Annotated in this window: 12 protein-coding genes and 1 pseudogene; all 13 read left to right on the top strand. The window is 36.9% G+C overall.

The window, feature by feature from the left end:
* A pseudogene (locus VB776_RS19885) lies at positions 1–112 on the top strand (IS1 family transposase); the annotation flags it as partial.
* A 146-nt stretch (positions 113–258) separates the two neighbouring features.
* Positions 259–1,332 (top strand): mandelate racemase/muconate lactonizing enzyme family protein, encoded by a 1,074-nt coding sequence (locus tag VB776_RS19890; RefSeq protein WP_323698618.1) that lies wholly within the window; start codon positions 259–261, stop codon positions 1,330–1,332.
* Positions 1,333–1,371: 39 nt separating this feature from the next.
* Positions 1,372–4,665 (top strand): glycoside hydrolase family 2 TIM barrel-domain containing protein, encoded by a 3,294-nt coding sequence (locus tag VB776_RS19895; RefSeq protein WP_323698619.1) that lies wholly within the window; start codon positions 1,372–1,374, stop codon positions 4,663–4,665.
* A 38-nt stretch (positions 4,666–4,703) separates the two neighbouring features.
* A complete protein-coding gene (locus tag VB776_RS19900) occupies positions 4,704–6,722 on the top strand; it encodes an aceric acid hydrolase (RefSeq protein ID WP_323698620.1) in 2,019 nt (672 codons plus the stop codon).
* Between the two features lie 6 nt (positions 6,723–6,728).
* On the top strand, positions 6,729–7,973 hold the full coding sequence (locus tag VB776_RS19905; protein WP_323698621.1) for a ribulose-bisphosphate carboxylase large subunit family protein: 1,245 nt from the start codon (positions 6,729–6,731) through the stop codon (positions 7,971–7,973).
* 1 nt (position 7,974) lies between these two features.
* The gene (locus VB776_RS19910) at positions 7,975–9,312 is read left to right on the top strand and encodes a four-carbon acid sugar kinase family protein (RefSeq protein WP_323698622.1); all 1,338 of its coding nucleotides are present in this window, start codon (positions 7,975–7,977) and stop codon (positions 9,310–9,312) included.
* A 26-nt stretch (positions 9,313–9,338) separates the two neighbouring features.
* The gene (locus VB776_RS19915; protein WP_323698623.1) at positions 9,339–10,004 is read left to right on the top strand and encodes an aspartate/glutamate racemase family protein; all 666 of its coding nucleotides are present in this window, start codon (positions 9,339–9,341) and stop codon (positions 10,002–10,004) included.
* The gene (locus VB776_RS19920) at positions 10,001–11,287 is read left to right on the top strand and encodes a bile acid:sodium symporter family protein (RefSeq protein ID WP_323698624.1); all 1,287 of its coding nucleotides are present in this window, start codon (positions 10,001–10,003) and stop codon (positions 11,285–11,287) included. The genes VB776_RS19915 and VB776_RS19920 overlap by 4 nt, the downstream gene beginning before the upstream one ends.
* 202 nt (positions 11,288–11,489) lie before the next feature.
* Positions 11,490–12,089: an RNA polymerase sigma factor gene (locus VB776_RS19925; RefSeq protein ID WP_323698625.1), complete on the top strand. Its 600-nt coding sequence runs from the start codon at positions 11,490–11,492 to the stop codon at positions 12,087–12,089.
* A gap of 115 nt (positions 12,090–12,204) precedes the next feature.
* Positions 12,205–13,320, top strand: coding sequence for a FecR family protein (locus tag VB776_RS19930; RefSeq protein WP_323698626.1), 1,116 nt, complete (start codon positions 12,205–12,207; stop codon positions 13,318–13,320).
* 563 nt (positions 13,321–13,883) lie between these two features.
* On the top strand, positions 13,884–17,150 hold the full coding sequence (locus VB776_RS19935) for a SusC/RagA family TonB-linked outer membrane protein (protein WP_323698627.1): 3,267 nt from the start codon (positions 13,884–13,886) through the stop codon (positions 17,148–17,150).
* Positions 17,151–17,170: 20 nt separating this feature from the next.
* A complete protein-coding gene (locus VB776_RS19940; RefSeq protein WP_323698628.1) occupies positions 17,171–18,697 on the top strand; it encodes a RagB/SusD family nutrient uptake outer membrane protein in 1,527 nt (508 codons plus the stop codon).
* 690 nt (positions 18,698–19,387) lie between these two features.
* Positions 19,388–22,687: a VCBS repeat-containing protein gene (locus VB776_RS19945; protein ID WP_323698629.1), complete on the top strand. Its 3,300-nt coding sequence runs from the start codon at positions 19,388–19,390 to the stop codon at positions 22,685–22,687.
* Position 22,688: the final 1 nt, after the last annotated feature.

Raw genomic sequence — 22,688 nt, forward strand, 5'->3', positions numbered from 1 at the left:
TAGCCGATTAGTAAGACAAACATTGTCTTTTTCCAAGAAATTAGAAAATCATATAGGGGCTATAAAATACTTTATTTGCCACTATAACAAACAAAGAGCATTACTTGATTAACACTACCCATTTTTCTATTTACTCATTTTATCCAGAAAATGAATAAATCTTCTTTATGCAAATATCCTACAATATCTTGTGAAAATGTTATATATAATACAGGTATATTACTATTAATTTTGGTTTTTTATCGAATCTCTTTTAATATGTACGCTATCAAAAAATATGCAGTTTTTTCTGTAAAAGCCCAACTTGCAAAACCTATCTCAGACGCTACGCATACCCTGACGGAAATTTCTTTTTTAGTATTAAGAATCGAAACCGCTAATGGAATCATTGGAGAATCCTATCTTTTGAGTTTTCAATACAGTCCACGAGCCATCGCTGGGGCTTTGAAAGATGTAGGCGAAATGCTGATTGGCGAACAAGTTTTTGATACTGTAAAAGTTTTTGAAAAGCTTAATCATGCCAATGAGTATTTCGGAATGGAAGGCATAAATCGTTGGGCACAAGCTGCTTATAATATTGCGATGTGGGACGCTTGGTGCAAAATTTTGAACCAGCCGATTTGGAAAGTTTTAGGCTCGTCGAGAAGCGAAGTGCCTATTTATGGAAGTGGCGGTTGGATTTCGTACAGTACAGAAGAGTTGATTGACGAAGTAAGTAATTATAAAGCCAGAGGTTTCAAAGCAGTAAAAATAAAAGTAGGAAAACCCGATTGGCAAGAAGATTTAGAACGCCTAAAATTAGTTCGTGAAGCCGTTGGGAACGACATCAATATTATGATGGATGCCAACCAAGGAATGAATGTACCGAATGCCTTGGCTTTGGCAAGGGCAGCCAGAGCATTGAATATTCAATGGTTTGAAGAGCCAATCGACCATACCGATTTTGAAGGGTATCAATTATTAAGAACACAAGCAGGAATTTCTTTGGCAATGGGTGAAAGAGAATACTCAACTTTACCCTTGCGAGAATTATTGCAAAGAAACGCTATCGATATTTGGCAACCCGATATTTTACGCTTGGGTGGCGTAGAAGCTTGGCGAAATAGTGCCGCTTTGGCTGGAAGTTTTAACATTCCAGTGTTGCCACATTATTATAAAGATTACGATATTCCATTGCTTTGCACGATTTCCAATGGAGTAGGAGCGGAGTCATTCGATTGGATTGACCCACTGATTGACCATCCTTTACAAATTAAAAATGGTATGGCAAAACCACATGACCGTGCTGGTTGGGGCTTTTCGTTCAAAGATGAATGTCTCACAGCGATTTAATTTTCAGTCATTCACACACCATTTTTTAGCATTTATACAATGAAGAAATTAAAGTATTTATTATTTTTCACAGGTTTGATTCCATTTGGAATAAAGGCTCAGTTGGTTGATAAAACGCCCGCTGCTGTTCCGAACGCACCAAGTATTTATCAGACAGAACCTTATGAAGACCCAACCGTCAGTGGAATCAACCGTGATGCTTCCAGAGCTACTGCTTATTCTTTTGATAATGTACAAAGTGCTTTACAAGGAAATCGTGAAAAATCGAATCGTTATTTTTCATTAAATGGCGAATGGGATTTTAGTTTTGCGCTAAAACCTGCCGATGCACCAAAAGATTTTTATAAAAGTAAAGTAACGGGATGGAAGAAAATCCCTGTACCAGCTAACTGGGAAATGCAAGGTTATGATAAACCGATTTATAAAAGTGCGGTTTATCCGTTCAGACCAGTAAACCCTCCTTTTGTTCCTAAAGATTATAATGGCGTGGGCTGTTATCAGCGTTCATTTTCTGTGCCTGCCAATTGGAAAGAAAGTAATGTTACTTTACATTTTGGAGGAGTAAGTTCAGCCTATAAAGTTTGGCTGAATGGCAAATTTGTGGGTTATGCCGAAGACAGTTTTCTTTCTTCTGAATTCAATATTACTCCTTATTTACAAGAAGGTGAAAATGTGTTATCAGTTTGGGTAATTCGTTGGAGTGATGGTTCATTTCTAGAAGACCAAGATCAATGGCGTTTGAGTGGCATTCATCGTGAAGTATTTCTGCATGCAGAACCGAAATTGAGAATTGCCGATTTTTTCTATCAAACTAAATTGGATAAAGATTACAAAGATGCCTTGTTGAGTATTCGTCCAAGAATGGAGAATTTAACGGGAAAAGAAGTTGTAGGTTATCAGCTTAAAGCACAATTATTTGATAAAAATAATCAGCCTGTTTTGGAAAAGCCATTAGAAAAAAGTGTAGAATCAATCATCAACGAGATCTATCCACGATTGGATAATACCAAGTTTGGCTTATTAGAAACTCAAGTAAAAAACCCTGAAAAATGGAGTGACGAAATTCCGAATTTATATACTTTGGTGCTTTCTTTGGAAGATAGTGTCGGTAATTTATTGGAAGCAAAAAGCTGTAAATTAGGATTTCGTTCCATTGAATTTTCTAAAGAAAATAGTAAACTCTTAATCAATGGAAAAGTAACGTATTTATATGGCGTTAATCGACCAGACCATCATCCAACCAAAGGAAAAGCACTTTCTAGAGAAGATATTTTACAAGATATTCTCACAATAAAACGCTTTAATTTTAATTGCATTCGCACCAGTCATTATCCTAGCGACCCATATTTGTACGATTTATGCGATGAATATGGCATTTTGGTGATTGATGAAGCCAATCTTGAAACGCACGGTTTGGGTTCTAAACTAAGTAATGATGCCACTTGGACGGGCGCCTATTTGGAGCGAAGTAACCGAATGGCTTTGCGAGATAAAAATCATCCTTCTATTATTTTTTGGAGTTTGGGCAACGAAGCTGGTCGTGGACCAAACCATGCGGCAATGGCGGCGTGGATGCACGATTTTGATATTATTCGTCCTGTTCATTACGAACCAGCGATGGGAAGTCCGAACATGGAAGGTTATATGGACAATAAAGATCCGAAATATTTAAAACCAAATGACCATTCGCATCGTATTCAGAATCCGTTAGACCAATATTATGTGGACATTGTCAGCAGAATGTATCCTGCGATGTACACGCCTGAATTGTTGGCAAATCAACCAAATGGCGATACCAGACCTATTTTCTTTTGTGAATATGCCCATGCGATGGGAAACAGTGCAGGAAATTTGAAAGAGTTTTGGGATTTATTCCGAAAAACAAAAAGAGTAATTGGCGGCTGTATTTGGGAATTTAAAGACCAAGGTTTGCTGAAAAAAGATGCTGAATCTGGCAAAGATTTCTATGCTTATGGCGGAGATTTCGGCGAAAAATACTTTGATAATTTCACGATAAAAGGAGTAGTCGCTTCTGACGGCAGAGCGAAAGCTGCGATGTACGAATGCAAAAGAGTATTTCAAGGGATAGAAAGTACTTTAGAAAATGCAGAAACGGCAACGATCAGGATTTCAAATCGTTATGCAGCCAAATCTTTGGGCGACTATACCATTTTTATAAAGATTTTGGAAGATGGAAAAGTAATTGCTACCAAAGAATTGCCTAAAATGAATTTACAAGCAGGAAAAGATACGCTCTTTAGTTTAGTGCCTTATTTACCAAAATTTAAGGCGAATACTGAGTTTTGGGCTGAGTTGCATGTAGTACTTTCAAAAAACGAAGCTTGGGCTGAAAAAGGTTTTGAAGTAGCTTCCAATCAATTTGCTTTGACAGGATTTTCTCAAAACGAATCACATAATAAAACATTTCCAACTTTAGCGTTGGCTGAAGAAAATACTTCTTTTGCGATTAATGGAAAAGGTTTTCAAATCAAGATAGATAAATCAAATGGAGCTTTAAGTTCATATCTTTTTAAAGGAAAAGAGCAGATTTTTAGTCCACTATTGCCAAAATTTAGTCGTCCACTGACAGACAACGACCGTCGTGGTTGGAAGGCACAACGTAAATTAAAACAATGGTATAATGTTGATTTAAAGCTGAAAAGTTGTGTCGCCAAAACAATTTCAAAAGGAATTATTCAAATCACTACAAATTACTCTTTGGTGAACGATAGTGCTCTTGTTCAAATAAATTATAGCATCAATGGCGATGGCGTTATTAAAGTAGCTTACGATTTTAAGCCATCTTTTGCTTTGCCAAATATGCCAAAAGTAGGCATACAATGCGGTATTGAAAGAACATTTGAAAACATTACTTGGTACGGAAAAGGCGAATTAGAAAATTATGTTGACCGCTCTTACGGTTTTGATGTAGGCATTTATCAGCAAAATATTCAAGATTTTATGGAGCCTTATGCTGTTCCGCAAGAAAACGGAAATAGAACGGATGTGCGTTGGATGTACTTGTCGAATAAAAAACAAGAAGGTTTATTGGTGATGGCAGATAGTTTGTTGAGCATGAGTGCTAGACCTTATACCGACCAAAATATTGAAACCGCCAAACATACTTATAAACTAAAAGATGCTGGTTTTATCAACCTCAATATTGATTTAAGACAAATGGGCGTGGGCGGAAATGACAGTTGGAGTGATGTTGCTGCACCTTTAGAGCAATACCAAATCAAAGCCCAACCGTATCAATATACTTTTTACATTACACCATATATTGCTGAAAAAGAGTCGATTAGTTCAAAAGTAAAAGCACTCAAGTTTTAAAAGACAATTTCAACGTTGAATAAAATATGAAAACATTCATGAAACAAATAGGAGTATTGTATTTGCTAATACTCTCAGTGAATCATTCGCAAGCCCAAAATAAAGGCTTGGTCAATACCTCAAAAAGTCCAAATGCCAGATTACAAAGTATAGATTTTGGTGATGTAACTTGGACTTCTGGTTTTTGGGCAGACCGTTTTTCGGTGTGTCGTTCGTCGATGGTTCCTACTTTATGGAAAAACTACACGGATGCAAATTTGAGTCATTCTTTCAAAAACTTTGAAATCGCTGCTGGACTTGATAATGGTGCTTTCAAAGGTCCGTCTTTTCATGATGGTGATTTTTACAAAACGCTAGAAGCCGTAGCGAGTATGTACGCTTCTACGAAAGATAGAAAATTGGATGAATTGATGGATTATGCCATCGAAGTAATTGGTAAAGCCCAAAAGCCAGATGGTTATATTTATACCAAGGCAATTATTCAACAAAAGAAAACAGGCGAGCAAAAAATGTTTGACGATAAACTAAGTTTTGAAGCTTATAATTTCGGGCATTTAATGACGGCCGCTTGCGTACATTATAGAGTAACAGGCAAAACTTCTTTACTGAATATTGCCAAAAAAGCGACCGATTTTCTGATTGAATTTTACAATAATGCCAGTCCAGAACAAGCAAGAAATGCCATTTGTCCATCGCATTACATGGGCATTATTGAAATGTACAGAACGACTTCCGAACCGAAATATTTGGCTTTAGCGAAGCGACTTATCAATATTCGTGGGCTTTCGGAAGGAACGGATGATAATTCGGATAGAGTACCGTTCAGACAAATGAAAAAAGTAGTTGGTCATGCCGTGCGAGCGAATTATTTGTTTGCAGGTGCAGCCGATATTTTTGCAGAAACAGGCGACAGTACTTTATTATCAACTTTAGATTTGATGTGGGATGATGTCATAAATCACAAAATGTACATCACGGGTGGTTGTGGTGCCTTATACGATGGCGTTTCGCCAGAAGGTACTTCTTACAAACCTGATACCGTTCAAAAAGTGCATCAATCTTATGGAAAATCGTATCAATTACCCAACCATTCTGCCCATAACGAAACCTGTGCGAACATCGGAAATTTATTGTGGAATTGGCGAATGCTACAAATTACAGGCGAAGCCAAATATGCCGATGTAATGGAATTGGCTTTGTACAACAGTATTTTGTCGGGCATTAGTTTAGATGGCGATAAGTTTTTTTATACCAATCCTTTAAGTGCTTCGGATGATTATCCTTACCAATTGCGTTGGATGGGTGGCAGACAAAAATACATTAGTAAATCAAATTGTTGCCCGCCAAATACCGTTAGAACCATCGCCCAAATCAATACTTATGCTTACAGCGTTTCTGATAAAGGTTTATGGTTGAATTTGTACGGAGCCAATACGCTTTCTACTTCCTTGAAAGATGGTTCAAAAATTAGCTTGGTACAAACAACGAATTATCCTTGGGATGGTAATATCAGCATTGAATGGAAAGAAGTAGCGAAAAATCCTTTTTCAGTTTTTGTAAGAATTCCTGAATGGAGTAAAGGTGCCATTATCAAAATCAATGGAAAATTATTTGCTGGAAAAATTGAAACAGGCAATTATGTAGAATTAAATAGAAAATGGTCGGCTTCGGATAAAATAGAAATTGTATTACCAATGACCGTAAAAATGATTGAAGCCAATCCATTAGCAGAGGAAATCAGAAACCAAGTAGCGGTAAAAAGAGGACCAATTGTATATTGTTTGGAGTCGGTTGATAATGCCAATGTGAAATTAAATACACTTTCAATTTCACCAAAAAGCAAATGGAAAACCAGTAGCATGACAATTGAAAATAGCCCGATTACTGCTTTAGATGGCGAAGCAAAAATCGTTGACGCAAGTACTTGGTCAAATAAATTATACAGAGAAGTAACAGAACAAACGCCCGTTTCAACCAAAGTACGTTTAATTCCCTACTATGCTTGGAGTAACCGTGGGCATTCAGAAATGGAAGTATGGATTCCTATTAGTCGATAATATTTTATGGAAAGAATAACAGCAACATATTTTATAGAAACGCCTTTCGAACCAGCATCTGCTGCCGCAGTTTTAGCAGGAGAACAGTCATCTGGTACTTTCACCGCAGTTCCGGGCGAAACGGAAGAATTAAAAGCAAGATTCGCTGCCAGAGTAGAATCAGTTGAATTTCTGGAAACGGTTTCAACGCCCGCTATTCCTGGTTCAGAAAGTAAAGACAATCAGTATCATCGTGCCATCGTAAAAGTATCATGGTCGATTGAAAATTTTGGCTATAATTTGCCCGTTTTGATTTCTTCCTTACAAGGTAATTTATACGAAATTCGTCAATTTACAGGATTGAAATTGATGGACATTGATATTCCAGCGAGTTATGCTAATCATTTTTCAGGACCAAAATTTGGTATTACGGGTTGTAGGAAATTAACAAGTGTGCAAAATCGCCCATTGATTGGAACAATCATAAAACCAAGTGTAGGTTTAACGCCACAGCAAACAGCAACTTTAGTAGAAACACTTGCCGAGGCAGGCATAGATTTTATCAAAGATGATGAACTACTTTCTTCAACAGCTAACTCGCCTTTCAATGAAAGAGTGGATGAAGTAATGAACGTGATTAATCGTTTTGCTGATAAAACTGGCAAGAAAATCATGTACGCTTTTAACATCAGCGGTGAAACAGATGAAATGTTAGCTCGCTACGAAAAAATAGTAAATGCTGGCGGAACTTGTGCAATGATTAGCATTAATAGTGTTGGTCTGGCTGGTACTAAAAAGATTTGCGACCAAGGAGTATTGGCAATTCACGGTCATAGAAATGGCTGGGGAATGTTGACCAGACATCCATTATTAGGAATAGATTTTAGAGCCTATCAAAAACTTTGGCGTTTGGCTGGTGTTGACCAGCTTCATGTAAATGGCATTCAAAATAAATTTTGGGAAAGTGATGATTCTGTCGTGGCTTCGATTGAAGCTTGCTTAAAACCAATGTTAGGCGGATACGAAGTTTTACCTGTGGTTTCATCAGGACAGTGGGGTGGACAAGCACCAGAAACCTATCGACGTACTAAAACAACAGACTTATTGTACATGGCTGGTGGCGGAATTTTAGCTCACCCGATGGGTCCAGCCGCTGGCGTAACCGCTTTACAACAAGCTTGGCAAGCAGCAGTGGATGGTTTAGACATTGAAGGAGCAGCGAAAATCTATCCTGAATTTGCGAAATCTGTAGAAAAATTTGGCTCGAAATAATATGGCGAATCATCAATTACTCATGGCATATTATGGCGATGATTTTACAGGTTCGACGGATGCTTTGGAGTTTCTGAGTAGGGCAGGAGCGAAGACAGCCCTTTTTATCGAAGCACCAACGGCAGCACAATTATCAGCTTATTCCGATTTAAAAGCTATCGGCGTAGCGGGCTTGTCGAGGTCGATGTCGCCAGTGCAGATGGAAGAAACACTCTTTCCGACTTTCACAGCCTTAAAAGCTCTGGGCGTAAAACACGTACATTATAAAGTATGCTCAACTTTTGATTCTTCTCCTAATGTTGGAAGTATCGGAAAAGCAATTGATGTTGGAGCGTCCGTTTTCAAAAATACTTGTATTCCTTTACTGGTTGCAGCACCTTCTTTGGGGCGTTATTGTGCTTTTGGAAATTTATTTGCCAGAATGGGAATTGGTAGTGAAGGGAAAATTCATAGATTAGACCGCCATCCTTCTATGAGTAAACATCCTGTAACGCCTGCTGATGAAAGTGATTTAAGAGTACATTTAGCGAAACAGACCGATAAAAAAATAGGTTTGTTGGATATTCTTGAAGTAGCAAAACCTTATCAGGAATTAAAAGAAAGTTTAAAGAAACAACTCGAAGAACTAGCTGAAGTACTTTTAATTGATGCGATATATGAATCACAATTTTCAAATATTGGTAGATTATTAGACGAATTAGCAGACACGGAACAGCCTTTATTTTCAGTAGGTTCTTCTGGAATAGAAATGGCTTTAGGGAAATATTGGAATGAAACCCAACAACTTCAAGCCCTTACAACTTGGGAAAAACTCGAAAAAGCCAATCCATTATTGGTCGTTGTAGGAAGTTGTTCGCCCGTTACTTCACGACAAATTTCTTGGGCTTTGGAACATGATTTTAAAGAAATCATTATTGACGCTCAGGCAATTTGTGATGGAGAAATCAACAACGCATTGCTGAATGAATATTTAGAAAAGGCGGTGAGTTTAGCCCAAAAAGGTCATCATTTAATCATTCATACCAACGGAAGTAAAACCAATGTTCAAGCAACTTTATCGTCTGAAAAACTAGGGAAAGCCTTAGGCGTGATTGCCAAAAAAGTTGTATCTGAAAGCAAAGTAAAAAGGGTTGTCATCGCAGGAGGCGATACTTCAAGTTATGCGGCAAGAGCGATGGAAATCGAAGCGGTAGAAATGATTGCTCCTTTAGTAGCAGGTGCACCAGTTTGCAAAGCTCGTTCTGCCAATCCATTTATCAATGGCATTGAAGTCAATTTTAAAGGCGGACAAGTAGGCGACGAACGATATTTCGGAATTTTATTAGACGGAAAATTATAAAGCAATAAATCATTAGCAATAAAAAAATGCAAGCAAAAACTTTAGGATTAATTCATACTTCGGCAACCTTAGTGCCTGTTTTTCAACAACTTTGTAATGAATACTTGCCAGGCATTCAAGTGTTTAATATTGTGGATGATAGCCTGATAAAGAACGTTATCAAACATGGTGAACTCAGACCAGATGTGTCGAGAAGAGTAGTAAATTATGTGGGTTCGGCAGAAGCCGCTGGTGCAGATTTTATCATGGTTACTTGTTCTTCAATTGGTGCGGCGGTTGAAGCCTCAGAGGCTTTGACGGGCGTACCCGTTTTACGAGTTGACCAACCGATGGCGGATTTGGCAGTACAAACTGGGAAAAGAATCGGAGTAATTGCAACACTTCCAACTACTTTAGGACCAACTAGCGATTTAGTACTTCGTCGTGCTGAAAAAGCAGATAAAGAAATTGAATTAGTGTCAGTATTATGTGAAGGTGCTTTTGAAGCATTGATGAGTGGCGATGCACCCAAACACGATGAAATGGTCGCTTCTGCTTTGAAAGAATTAGTAACTAAAGTAGATGTTATTTTATTGGCACAAGCTTCGATGGCGAGAGTTGTAGATACGTTGGATGAAGCAGATAAAAAAGTACCAATTTTGGCAAGTCCAACGATTGCTGTTCAACATCTTGCAACTATTCTTTTATCATGAAACGAATTCAGCAATTTCTGCTAGGAATCAGTGCTATTTCAATATTGGTTTTGATGTATGCACTTGTGCAAGAAAACCACGCATTGAGCCAAGTTTCGGCTGTTGTTTCGGCACTTAGTTTTACGATTGGCATGGCTTGTATTCCATCCTTGAAAAACTACCAATACACTGCGTGGATTATCACGGCTGTTGTGGCAGGAATGGTTTATCCTGCCGCTTTTACGCATTGGGGAACGATTGATTTAAGAAACAAATGGCTTATTTTAATCATCATTCAATTTGTGATGTTTGGCATGGGTATTCAGATGAGTATTCATGATTTTTCTGGATTGGCTTCCACGGGAAAAGGCGTTGCGATTGGCTTACTTTGTCATTTTTCAATCATGCCATTTATGGGTTGGTTATTGATAAAAATATTTGATTTTGAACCAGAAATTGCTGCGGGAATCATTCTAATTGGTTCATGTTCAAGCGGTTTGGCTTCAAACGTGATGGTGTATTTAGCCAAAGCAAATCTCGTTCTATCGGTTGTGGTAACGGCGATGGCTACTTTGGTAGCACCGTTTTTAACACCGCTTATTATGAAATTATTAGCGGGAACTTTAATAGAAATTCATTTTATCAATATGATGATGGAAATCATTAAAATTGTTATTGTTCCCATCAGTGCGGCATTATTGCACGACTATTTGAAAATGGCTTCACCACAAGGAAAGAAAAATGTGAATATCCTTTTGGTCATTTCTTTGATTTGGCTAATCGCTTTACCTTTCGGACTTTGGCATTGGTTGGAATCATCATTACTTTCTTCCGAAGTACTTCAATCTTTAGAAGTTTTAAGTTTCTTATTGGCTGCCATTGTTGTGGGTGTTTTGTATCATCAAGGAGCGAAGTTTTTTCCGAATTTAGATAAAATTATGCCTTACATTTCAATGTTTGGAATCATCTATTTTACAACGGTAACCACAGCTGCTGGGAGAGAAAATTTGATGAAAGTAGGCTTTTTATTATTTATCAGTTCTGTGATTCACAACGCTTCTGGTTACTTTTTTGGCTATTGGCTAAGTCGTTTGTTTGGCTTAGATAAAAATTCATCCAGAACCATTGCTTTTGAAGTAGGCTTGCAAAATGGCGGAATGGCATCGGGTTTAGCTGGCGGAATGGGCAAACTAGGAACTGTTGGTTTACCAGCCGCTGTGTTTAGTCCATGGATGAATATTTCAGGCTCAATTCTAGCAAATTATTGGCGAAAGAAAAGTGTTGAAAATGATGAACAAAGTTGATTTCATATCATTTCTAAATAGAATCTTATTTGATATTTAATTATACAAATATTTTTTTGGATAAAAGTATTATTATAAGAAAAAAACATATAGTTTTGTGTCAATTAAACACATTTAAACTTTTCAATGTAAAAACCAATGTAGCATTTGTATTTATTTGCAGATGCTCTTTGTGTTTTGAGCATCCGAGAATCATTTGAATATGAAAATTGTAACATTACATACAAAAGAGCATGTTTCTGATAGCCTTTTATGGCTTAACTTCAAAAATGGAGACGGAGATGCCCTGAGCGAGTTGATGAGAAGATATTTTCGCTCTCTTTTGCAGTATGGTACAAAATTCACCAAAAATAAATCTTTGATTGAAGACACCATTCAAGATTTATTTTTAGAATTATTAGAACGAAAAGCCTATCTTTCTACGCCTGCTTCTGTAAAAAACTATCTATTCAAAGCACTTCGTAATAATTTAATCAGAGCCGTCAATAAGAGTAATTTATCAACTGATTTTCTTGAACAAGAAGACGAGCAAATGATTGAGTTTGAAAACATCGAATTCATGCTTTTGCAAGAAGATGATTTGAACGAATTACTTTCTAAGTTTAATGAATACTTCAAATTACTGACCAAGCGTCAGAAAGAAGCCTTGTACTTGCGATATTACGAGAATCTCAGCCATGAGGAAATCTCGGCTATTATGGATATTAACAAGCAATCGGTTTCGAATCTTCTCCAACAAAGCATCGTTATTCTCAGAAATAACTGGTTAGCTTCCATTTTTTTATTGAGTTTAATGGATTGATTATCAATTCATTGAATTTTTATATAATTATTTTTCGTTTTTTTTGACAAAAAACGAGTATCTCAGTCCTTCATTTTTCTAATCTTAGTAAACGAGTACAAATTTTGATTTATATATGAATAATTATGATAATTTCAAGGCAATAGACTTTGTGAATCATCAAGCATTTAGGGCTTGGGTATTCAACAAAGAACTCGACGCTGATGATGATTTGTTGCTTTGGTTATCAAATAGCCAAAGTAACCGTCATGAATTAGAAAAAGCGAGAATGTATTTATTGAATATTCACAATATGCAACCTGAAATTTCTGAGGAATATGTAGAAGATAAAATACAAGATTTTTGGAAAAAAGCGGAAGAAAAAAACTTGAATATTAATGATATTGAACCAGTAAAGAAAATTAAAATTTTAGATTGGTTCGTCGCAGCGGCATCTGTTTGTTTGATTGTCGGCTTGATGTGGGTTTTGTTACCTAACCGTGAACAAAGCGTGAATAGTTTACTTTCGGAGTTGTTTATTAACGAGCAATCTTCTGACCAAATAGAAAAAGTAAACAAAGGAACAGAAAGTATGAATGTGCTTTTGCCTGATGGCTCTAAAGTAACGCTTGAACCTAACAGTTCTGTAAGTTATCCCGAGACTTTTGATAAAGAATTAAGAGAAGTAAATTTAGTGGGAGAAGCCTTTTTTGATGTTGTGAAAAATCCTGATCAGCCTTTTATTGTACATTTTAATGAATTGGTTGTCAAAGTGTTAGGGACAAGTTTTACCATCAGTGCACCCAAAGGAGATAACAAAATGCAAGTATTGGTGAAAACTGGAAAAGTATCAGTTTTTGAAAATAATGAATGGCAAAAATTAAAAGAAAATACTAACCCTGCTGTTCATGGAGTAATTATTACGGCGAATCAGAAAGTAGAGTATTTGAAAGAAACGGCAAAATTTGAGAAGAAATTGGTGGATAGTCCAGCGATTATCAATCCAGTTCTTTCTGAAAATGATTTTACTTTTGACGAAACGCCATTGATGGATGTGTTCGAAAAATTGGAGAAAGCTTATGGTATCAAAATCGTTGTTGACGAAAACCAAGTGGCTAATTGTACACTTACGGCTACTTTATCTGACGAACCTTTGATTGAAAAACTTAACCTCATTAGTAAAATTATCCACGGAAATTATGAAATGATTGATGGGCAGATTGTGATGAATGTGAAGAGTTGTAAGAAATAGTGTAGGGACTTTAGGGTTTTGGACTTGAGGACTTTAGGAGAGAAGTAAGAGACAAGAAGCAAGATACAAGATTTTGGACTTGAGGACTTTAGGAGAGAAGTAAGAGACAAGAAGTAAGATACAGGATTTTGGACTTGAGGACTTTAGGAGAGAAGCAAGAGACATGAAGCAAGATTCAAGATTTTGGACTTTAGAACTTTAGGATAGAAGAGGTAAGAAGCAAGATAAGAGACACAAGATTTAAGATTTGAATTTGATATTGGCGTAAATGCTTTTTGTGAATTAGTAAAACGTATAAGAAAAGCGTTATTGATTTTTTTTTGCTGTTTTTAGACCTGAATTACGTGAATTACTATTTATAAATACGAACCATAAACCCAAATTAATTATGAAAACATAAGTTTACTTTACATGAAAAAAGCCGATAGTGTTTGCACCACTACCGACTCCATTCCATTACGTCTCCCCAAAAACGGATTTTAATTTCGAGGTTTTTTTGCACAAAACCTCAGGGGAATATTTTGTCCAGATATGTCTAAAAACCGTACAAAACAGTCAAAAGTATGAAAAAAAAGCACAATTTACAACGATTACTATTGGGAATTATGAAGGTGACGTTGATTCAAATTTGCATGGTTGTTTTATTCACGAGCTTTGTTTTTGCTCGGGATTCTCATGCACAGGAGGTACTCAATCAGCAAATTTCTTTGACTATTGAGAACCGAGATATTAAAACGATTTTAACGCAAGTAGAAAAACTGACGGATGTCAAGTTTATGTATAGTGCCGAAGTAATTCAGGCAAAGAGGAAAGTATCGTTTTCGGCGAGAAACGAGAAACTTTCAGAAGTATTAGATAGGCTTCTTTTACCTCTCAAGATTAGTTATGAGGTTAGTAAAAAGAGAATTTTATTGAGTTCTAACGAAGTAACAGAATCTCAAAAAAACGAAGACCCCGCTAATAATACAATGGATAATGCAGCTGCCTTGACTGAAGTAACTGGAACGGTTACTAACAGTAAAGGGGAAGCAGTACCCGGTGTAAGTATTAGAGAAGAAGGTACAGGAAACGGGGTGGTTTCGGATGCAAGCGGTAAATATTCGATTGCTGTAAAAAATGAAAAATCAGTATTGGTGTTTACTTCAGTTGGTTATAAGCCTTTTCAGGCAACGGTTGGCTCACAAAAAGTATTCAATATTGTACTTGAAGATGACAATACACAATTGAACGAAGTAGTTGTAATTGGTTACGGTACAGTTGAAAGAAAAGAATTAACCAGTTCTGTCGCTAAAATTGATGCGAAAAACTTCAATAGAGGAAACGTAAACAATCCAGCACAATTATTACAAGGGAAAGTAGCGGGTTTGTCAATAGTAAGACCGGGCGGTAACCCTAACGAAGATTTCAGTATCAGATTAAGAGGACTTTCTACTTTTGGTGCGAACTCTCAGCCTTTAATTGTAATTGACGGAGTAATCGGAGGCTCATTAAATGCTTTAGATCCAAATGATATTAAATCTATTGAAGTACTGAAAGATGCTTCTGCGGCTGCAATTTATGGAACAAGAGGGTCGTCTGGTGTAATCATCGTGACGACTAAAAGAGGAACGACTGATGGCAAAGCAAGTATCGAATACAATACTTATGTTTCTAGCGAAGAAGTAGCAAGATTTGTTCAAAACTCAACACCTGAGCAATTCGTTGAGGCGGGTGGACAAGACCTTGGTTACAAAACAAATTGGTTAGATTTAGTAACAAGAAAAGGCATCTCTAATGTCCATAATTTATCGTTCTCAAATTCTGCTGGTTCAACAAGTTATACGGGTTCTATCAACTATAGAAATGTTGAAGGTATTTATACTGGAACTGGCTTCAAACAAATTAATGCTCGTTTGAACTTAACCCAAAGAGCTATTAATGACCGTTTGACTTTATCTTTCAACGTTGGGGTAACGAATCGTAATGCAAGTTATGGTTTTACGGATGGTCTTCGTTTTGCCATTATTGCCAATCCTACCGCTCCAGTGTATATTGATAATGACCCCGCTAAAGGATATTTAGAACCAAACAGTCCAGAATTTCATAATCCAGTAGCCATTGCCAAAGAAGCTACTTCGGAAGGGAAAATCAAAACATTGGTTGGAAGTATTCGTGCAGATTTTGAAGTATTAGACGGCTGGAATGTAGGTGCTTTCTATTCGAATCAAATTGATAACAATATGGCTTCTACGTATTTAAGTTCAAAAATGAGATACGGAGCAGCAAGTGGTAGAGGTGGTTTAGCAACAAAATTTTCGCAAGATGGTAATAACGAATTGTTTGAAATGACTACTTCTTACAAAAAGACATTTAACGATTTGAAAGTAAATGTAGTGGGTGGTTATTCAAGACAAATGTTGTCTTTTGAAAATGTGTATGCCGCTAACGGAAATTTTATTACGGATGATTTATTGTACAATAACTTAGGTTTAGGACTTGATATTGCCAATAAATTAGCTGGAATTAGCAGTGCAAAAGAAGAATCAAGATTAGTGGCATTCTTCGGTAGAGCAATGCTAAATTATAAAGATAGCTACTTTTTATCGGCTGCCATCAGACATGAAGGTTCTTCTAAATTTGGTCCTAATCACAGATGGGGGAATTTTTATTCAGTAAGTGGTGGAGCAGATTTATTGAAAGCCTTGAAGATTTCGGCATTGACTACGCTTAAATTAAGAGCAGGTTATGGCGTAACAGGTGCTTTACCAAATCAAAACTATGAGTATTTACAACGTTTGGGAACTGGTCCAAGATTCTTGTTTGAAGGTAATTTCGTGCCGAGTGTTGCGGTGGCTTCTAACCCAAATCCAGATTTGAAATGGGAACAAAAAGCAGAAACGAACATTGGTTTAGACTTCGGTTTGATTGACAATCGCTTGACTGGTTCGGTTGATTATTATGTTCGTAATACCAAAGATGTGTTGCAAACAGTAAGTGTTTCTGTACCGCCAAATTTCTTCGGAACGTCTTTATTAAACATCGGTAAATTAAAAAGTAATGGTTTAGAAGTAGGACTGAACTATGCAGTGATGCCAAAGGCAATCAAAGGTTTGGTTTATAATACAGGTTTGGTTTATTCTACTTATAATACCAAATTGGTAAGTTTTGATGGGAAGCAATCTGAGATTTTCTTAGCCAATCTAGGCCCTCCAGGTTTGAATGGTACTTTAGTGGTTCGTTTGAAAGAAGGGGAGAAAATCGGAGATATTATGGCCCCAATTTTTGAAGGTGTTAATGATACTGGTGGCAGAATTATTAAAGACCAAAATGGCGATGGACAAATCACTAGAGCTGATTATGTAGTAGTCGGAAATGGTTTGCCTAAGTTTGAATTGGCTTGGAACAACAGTCTTGAATACAAAAATTTCGATTTGAATTTCTTAATCCGTGGTGCATTTGGGCATAGCTTAGTGAACATTAACAGAGCTTATTATGAAAGTCCAGCGGCATCAAATAACTATAATCCTGTAAGAACGAAATACTATTTACCTAACCTGAAACAAGGAGAATCTTGGAATAGCTATTACGTAGAAAAAGCAGATTTTGTAAAGCTTGATAACATCACTTTAGGTTACAATGTGAACTTAAGTAAAAAATCAGCTTTCAAAAAAATCAGATTTTATGCTTCTGGACAAAATCTATTTGTTATTTCTGGCTATACAGGCGTAGATCCTGAAGTACATTATAACGAAGGTGGAACTACTGGTACGCCATTAGCACCAGGTATTGATCAACGTACTTCATATTTCAGAACTAAAACGTTCACTTTTGGTGTAAATATCGGATTCTAAGAACTTAAAAAAAATGTATTATGAAAAGATGGTATAAAGCTTCAGTCATGCCGATACTTGCATTTTTATGCTTGTCATGTACTGATTTAGACTCAAAATTATATAGTGAACTTACTCCAAATGATTTCTTCAAGAATGATGACCAATTTGTGGCAGCATTAGGTACAGCATATACTCCGCTATACACTTATGCTGGTGACCCTTGGACGATTCAGGAGTTGAGTTCTGAAACCAGTGCTGCACCTGCTAAATTCGGTCCTTGGGACGATGGTGGTGTTTGGGCAGCCTTACACAGGCATCAATTCAATCCAAACTTTGGGGCTTTCAATACGGCTTGGAACATGGGTTTTGGTGGAATTTCTACCTGTAACCGTTTGATAGAACAACTTACCGCACTTGCTCCACCTGATAAGTCAGCGGCTTTCGTATCAGAACTAAGGGCTTTGAGAGCGTTTTATTATTTCTTGATGATTGATATGTTTGGTGATGCACCACTGATTACTTCTTTTTCAGCCGCAGAAGCCAATCCAGCCAGAAAACCACGTGCAGAAGTATTTGCTTTTATTGTAAAAGAGTTGAACGAAGTAATTCCAAAACTTCCTGAAACAGTAAATTCTACTACTTATGGGCGTATTAATAAATGGAGTGCTTTAACAATTTTGACGAAACTCTATTTGAATGCAGGCGTTTATGCAGGTAAAACGGAATGGGCATTAGCTGCTTCAACGGCAAAGCTGGTAATTGATGGTAATAAATATGCTTTAGAGGGAAATTATTTCAATAATTTCATCGTACAAAATAATGCTTCTCGAGAAAATATTTTTATCATTCCTTACGAAAATGGAAATGCCAACGGCTTCAGTTTGCACATGCAAACCTTACATCCATTAAACAAGGATACTTATAATTTTGCTTCTGGTCCTTGGAATGGATTTACCGCTTTGGAAGAATTCTATAATTCATTTCCAGATAATGATGCTCGTAAAAAACAATTCATTGTTGGGCAACAATATACTTCGGATGGCAAACCAATTCAAGATCCAAATGGTGCAACAGAAGTGGATTCAAAAGGAGCGAAAGACCCTGATGGAACGCCATTAATTTTCACTCCTTTCATCAACGAGCTTACCCCAAAATGTTTCAGTCAGTCGGGAGCGAGATTAGGGAAATTTGAATTCCAAAAAGGTATTCAAACCAATATGGATAATGATTTTCCAATATTGAGATTCGCTGACGTGATTTTAATGCGTGCAGAAGCACTTTGGCGTTTGGATAATAGCAGTGCTGAGGCGGCTACTTTGATTAACCAAATTCGTAGCAGAGCTTCTTTACCAGCTTTAACACCATTGAACGAAGATAATCTTTACAAAGAAATCATGCGAGAAATGGCTTATGAAGGACATTCAAGAACAAACGCAATTCGCTTTGGGAAATTTACCAGAGCTCGTTGGGAAAAACCAGAATCAACCGTGGCAAAATTGGTTTTTCCAGTACCAACAAGTCAGTTGAATGGTAATCCAAATTTCAAACAAAACACAGGTTATTGATATTTTAGTGAATTGTGAGTTAGTGATTTCTATTTGCCGTTGCCCGTGTCATCACGGGCGACAATGTGTTAATGAGACCTCACCCCCGACCCCTCTCCTGTTGAGAGGGGAGCTTTTGAAGCTAAAAAGCCCCCTCTTTGCAGGAGAGGGGGTTGGGGGTGAGGTTGAATGCCAAAGAATATTTGGTGATTGCTTTCTTTTTTGGAAAGCCTCATGGCAAGAACACTTCCTTTCTTTTTATATTTGCGGTTTTCTTCATTTTTATACGGGAAATTGCGTGAAAAAGAAGGATCAACCTATCTCCGAGATAGGAAATCCTATCTTTTTCACGCAAAAAACCGCAAAAAAGACTCGTCAACCTATCTCCAAGATAGGACAATCCATCAAAATGATAGGTTCTTCTATCTCCGAGATGGATTGTCCTATCTAAAAGATGGAATTTCCTATCCAAAAGATAGATTTACCCTTATTTGATTAGAAAGGTTTGGTTAGATTGGCTTGCCGTTGACCGTGTCACCACGGGCGACAATGCGTTGAGATAACATAATTTGTAAATTGCTCGTGAAGACAGGAGCAATGGCAAGAAAGCTTTCAAAAGCTGAAATTTAAAAAACAAAGAAATACATGTTTGTTCAAAAACGATTTTGTTGGCTGATTCCATTTTGTTGCTTGCTTCTTTCTTGCGAGAAAATGTCATCCTATTTTGGCGAACAAAAGATGTTTAGCAATTTACCCGCTTCTGAAACCAACATTGATTTTGAAAATAACCTCACCTATACCGAAGCATTTAACACTTATACCTACCGAAATTTTTACAATGGTGGCGGAGTAGCCATTGGCGATTTGAATAATGATGGTTTGCCCGATGTTTTCTTCTGTGGCAATATGGTCAGCAATAAATTGTACTTAAATAAAGGCGATTTAAGTTTTGAAGACATCACCCAAAATGCAGGCTTGACTACCCAATATGTATGGTCAACAGGGGTAAGCATGGCAGATGTGAATGGCGATGGCTGGTTAGATATTTACGTTTGTAAATCGGGAAAACCAGGCGGAGCAGAACGTAAAAATTCTTTATACATCAACAACGGAGTGAAAGCAGGAACAAACATTCCCACTTTTACCGACAAAGCTACTGAGTACGGCATTGCAGATTATGGGCTTTCGACCCACGCAGCCTTTTTTGATTATGATAAAGATGGAGATTTGGATATGTATTTACTCAATAACTCTATCAGAACGGTTGGTATTTATGATTTAATAAAAGACCAACGCAACATTCGTGACCCAAAAGGAGCGAATAAATTATACAGAAATAACGGAAATACTTTTGAGGACGTTAGCGAGCAAGCAGGAATTTATGGCAGTGCTATCGGGTTTGGTTTGGGCGTTACCATTGGCGATATTAATAAAGATGGTTGGCAAGACATTTATGTCTCTAATGATTTCTTTGAAAAAGATTACCTCTATATCAATCAAAAAGACGGTAATTTTCTAGAATCTTTAGAACAGTATATGGGCGAAATTAGTCTCGGTTCGATGGGAGCAGACATGGCAGATATTAACAACGATACTTATCCAGATGTATTTGTCACCGAAATGTTGCCCGAAAGTAACGAGCGAATAAAAACAAAAACAGCTTTTGAAGATTGGAACAAATACCATAGTAATATCTCAACGGGTTATCACAAACAATTTCCCCGTAATGTTTTACAGCTTAGTTTAGGAAAAACCAATACGGGTGAAATGGCATTTAGTGAGATTTCCCGATTGGCAGGCGTAAGTGCGACAGACTGGAGTTGGGGTGCTTTGATGGTAGATTTAGACAATGATGGTTTTAAAGATATTTATGTGGCAAATGGTATTTTCAAAGATTTGACCGATTTAGATTATATCAATTATTACGCCGACCCGATTACTATTAAAAGATTGATGCAGGAAAAAGGGAAGTTTTTAAAGGAATTGATAGATGCTATTCCTTCCAATCCTTTGCCGAATTATGTGTTTCATAATCAAGGAAATAAAGCATCTGCTTTTCAGTTTAGTAATGCTACTAAAGATTGGGGATTGGATATTCCAAGTTTTTCAAATGGTTCAGCCTATGGGGATTTAGACAATGATGGCGATTTAGATTTGGTCATCAATAACGTAAATATGCCCGCAATGGTTTTGCGAAATAATGCCAGAGCGGTGAATCCAAATCAACATTTTTTAAGCATCAAGCTCAAAGGTTTAGGAAAAAACACCGCTGCTTTAGGCACACAAGTAACGGTGTATCATCAAGGGAAAAGTTTTTATCAAGAATTAGCACCGATGCGAGGTTATCAATCTACCGTAGATGACAGATTGCATTTTGGTTTAGGCGATATACAGGAAGTAGATTCTATTCAAATTCTTTGGGCAAATCAAAGCTCGCAAGTACTAAAAAAAGTAAAAACGAATCAGTTTTTAACGATTCAGCAAGAAGTTTCTGAACCTATTCAAGCTCAGAAACAGATAATTGAAAAGACAATTTTACAAGACGTTACCAAGGATTTTAGTCTGAATTATCAGCATCAAAAAAGTACTTTTATTGATTTCAACCGTGAGCCATTACTCTTTCATGGCATTGAAAATAAGAGTGTTCAGACAGCAGTGGCAGACGTGAATGGTGATGGTTTAGAAGATTTTTTTGTGGCAGGTTCTTTCGGAAAAGCGGGACAATTATACCTCCAAACCAAAGCAGGGAAATTTGAAGTAACGGCACAGACTTGTTTTGAAAAAGCTCAATTTCATGAAGATACTGCCGTACTTTTCTTTGATGCCAATGGCGATACTTTCCCAGATTTATACATAGCCAGTGGCGGAACGGCATTTATTGATAACGCTCCAGAATTGAAGGATAGACTTTTTGTCAATGATGGAAAAGGGAAATTCCAATTGGGAGAAAATGCTTTACCGAACATTTTAGAAAATACTTCTTGTGTAAAAGCAGGAGATTTTGACCAAGATGGCGACGAAGATTTATTGGTTGGCACAAGAGCGAAGGCATTTTATTATGGATTTTCGGTGAATGCACATCTTTTACAGAATGATGGCAAAGGGAATTTCAGGGAAGTAAGTAAGCAAATTGCCCCTGCTTTACAAGAAATTGACATGGTGACTGATGCCGCTTGGCTGGATTATGACCAAGATCATGATTTAGATTTTGTGATTGTAGGCGAATGGATGGGCATCAAATTATTTGAAAATAACAAAGGGAAATTTACCGAAAAAAGTAAAGCATTAGGCTTTGAAAACAGTAATGGTTTTTGGAATTGTCTTGCCATTGCAGACATCAATCAAGACGGATTTCCAGATATTGTAGCAGGGAATTTAGGTGAAAATACTCGTTTAAAAGCCTCAATTGAAAAGCCTTTAACTATGTATGCCCATGATTTCGACCAAAATGGAAAGAACGAACAAATCATTACAGCATATAATGGCGACGAAGCGTATCCTTTGGCAACTCGTAAAGATTTATTGGCAGAATTGCCTTTGCTAAAACGCAAATTGCCTTTGGCAAAAGATTATGCACATACCAAAATAGAAGATTTATTTGATGAAGACATTTTACATCAGGCAAAAAAATCTTCTGTGTTTACAACGGCTTCCACTTGTTTCATTAATCAGCGAGGGAAATTTATAGCAAAAGCTTTACCAATTGAAGCCCAAATGTCCCCAATTTATACTTTAGTAATTGATGATTTTGATGGCGATAAACAATTAGATATACTTTGTGGCGGAAATTTACATACCGCCAAACCAGAAGTAGGCATTTACGATGCCAGCGTTGGGCAATTATTAAAAGGAGATGGAAAAGGGAATTTCAAAGTTTATACAATGGTAAAATCTGGTTTGTGTATCAAAGGAGAAATCAGAAGTATTAACAAAATAGCCGTCAAAGGAAAAGCACATTGGATAATGGCTAAGAAGAATGAAAAAATAAGTATTATCAAGCATACTTTGTAAT

Origin of the sequence: Arcicella gelida (assembly GCF_034931025.1) — a bacterium.
In the GTDB taxonomy this organism is placed as follows: domain Bacteria; phylum Bacteroidota; class Bacteroidia; order Cytophagales; family Spirosomataceae; genus Arcicella; species Arcicella gelida.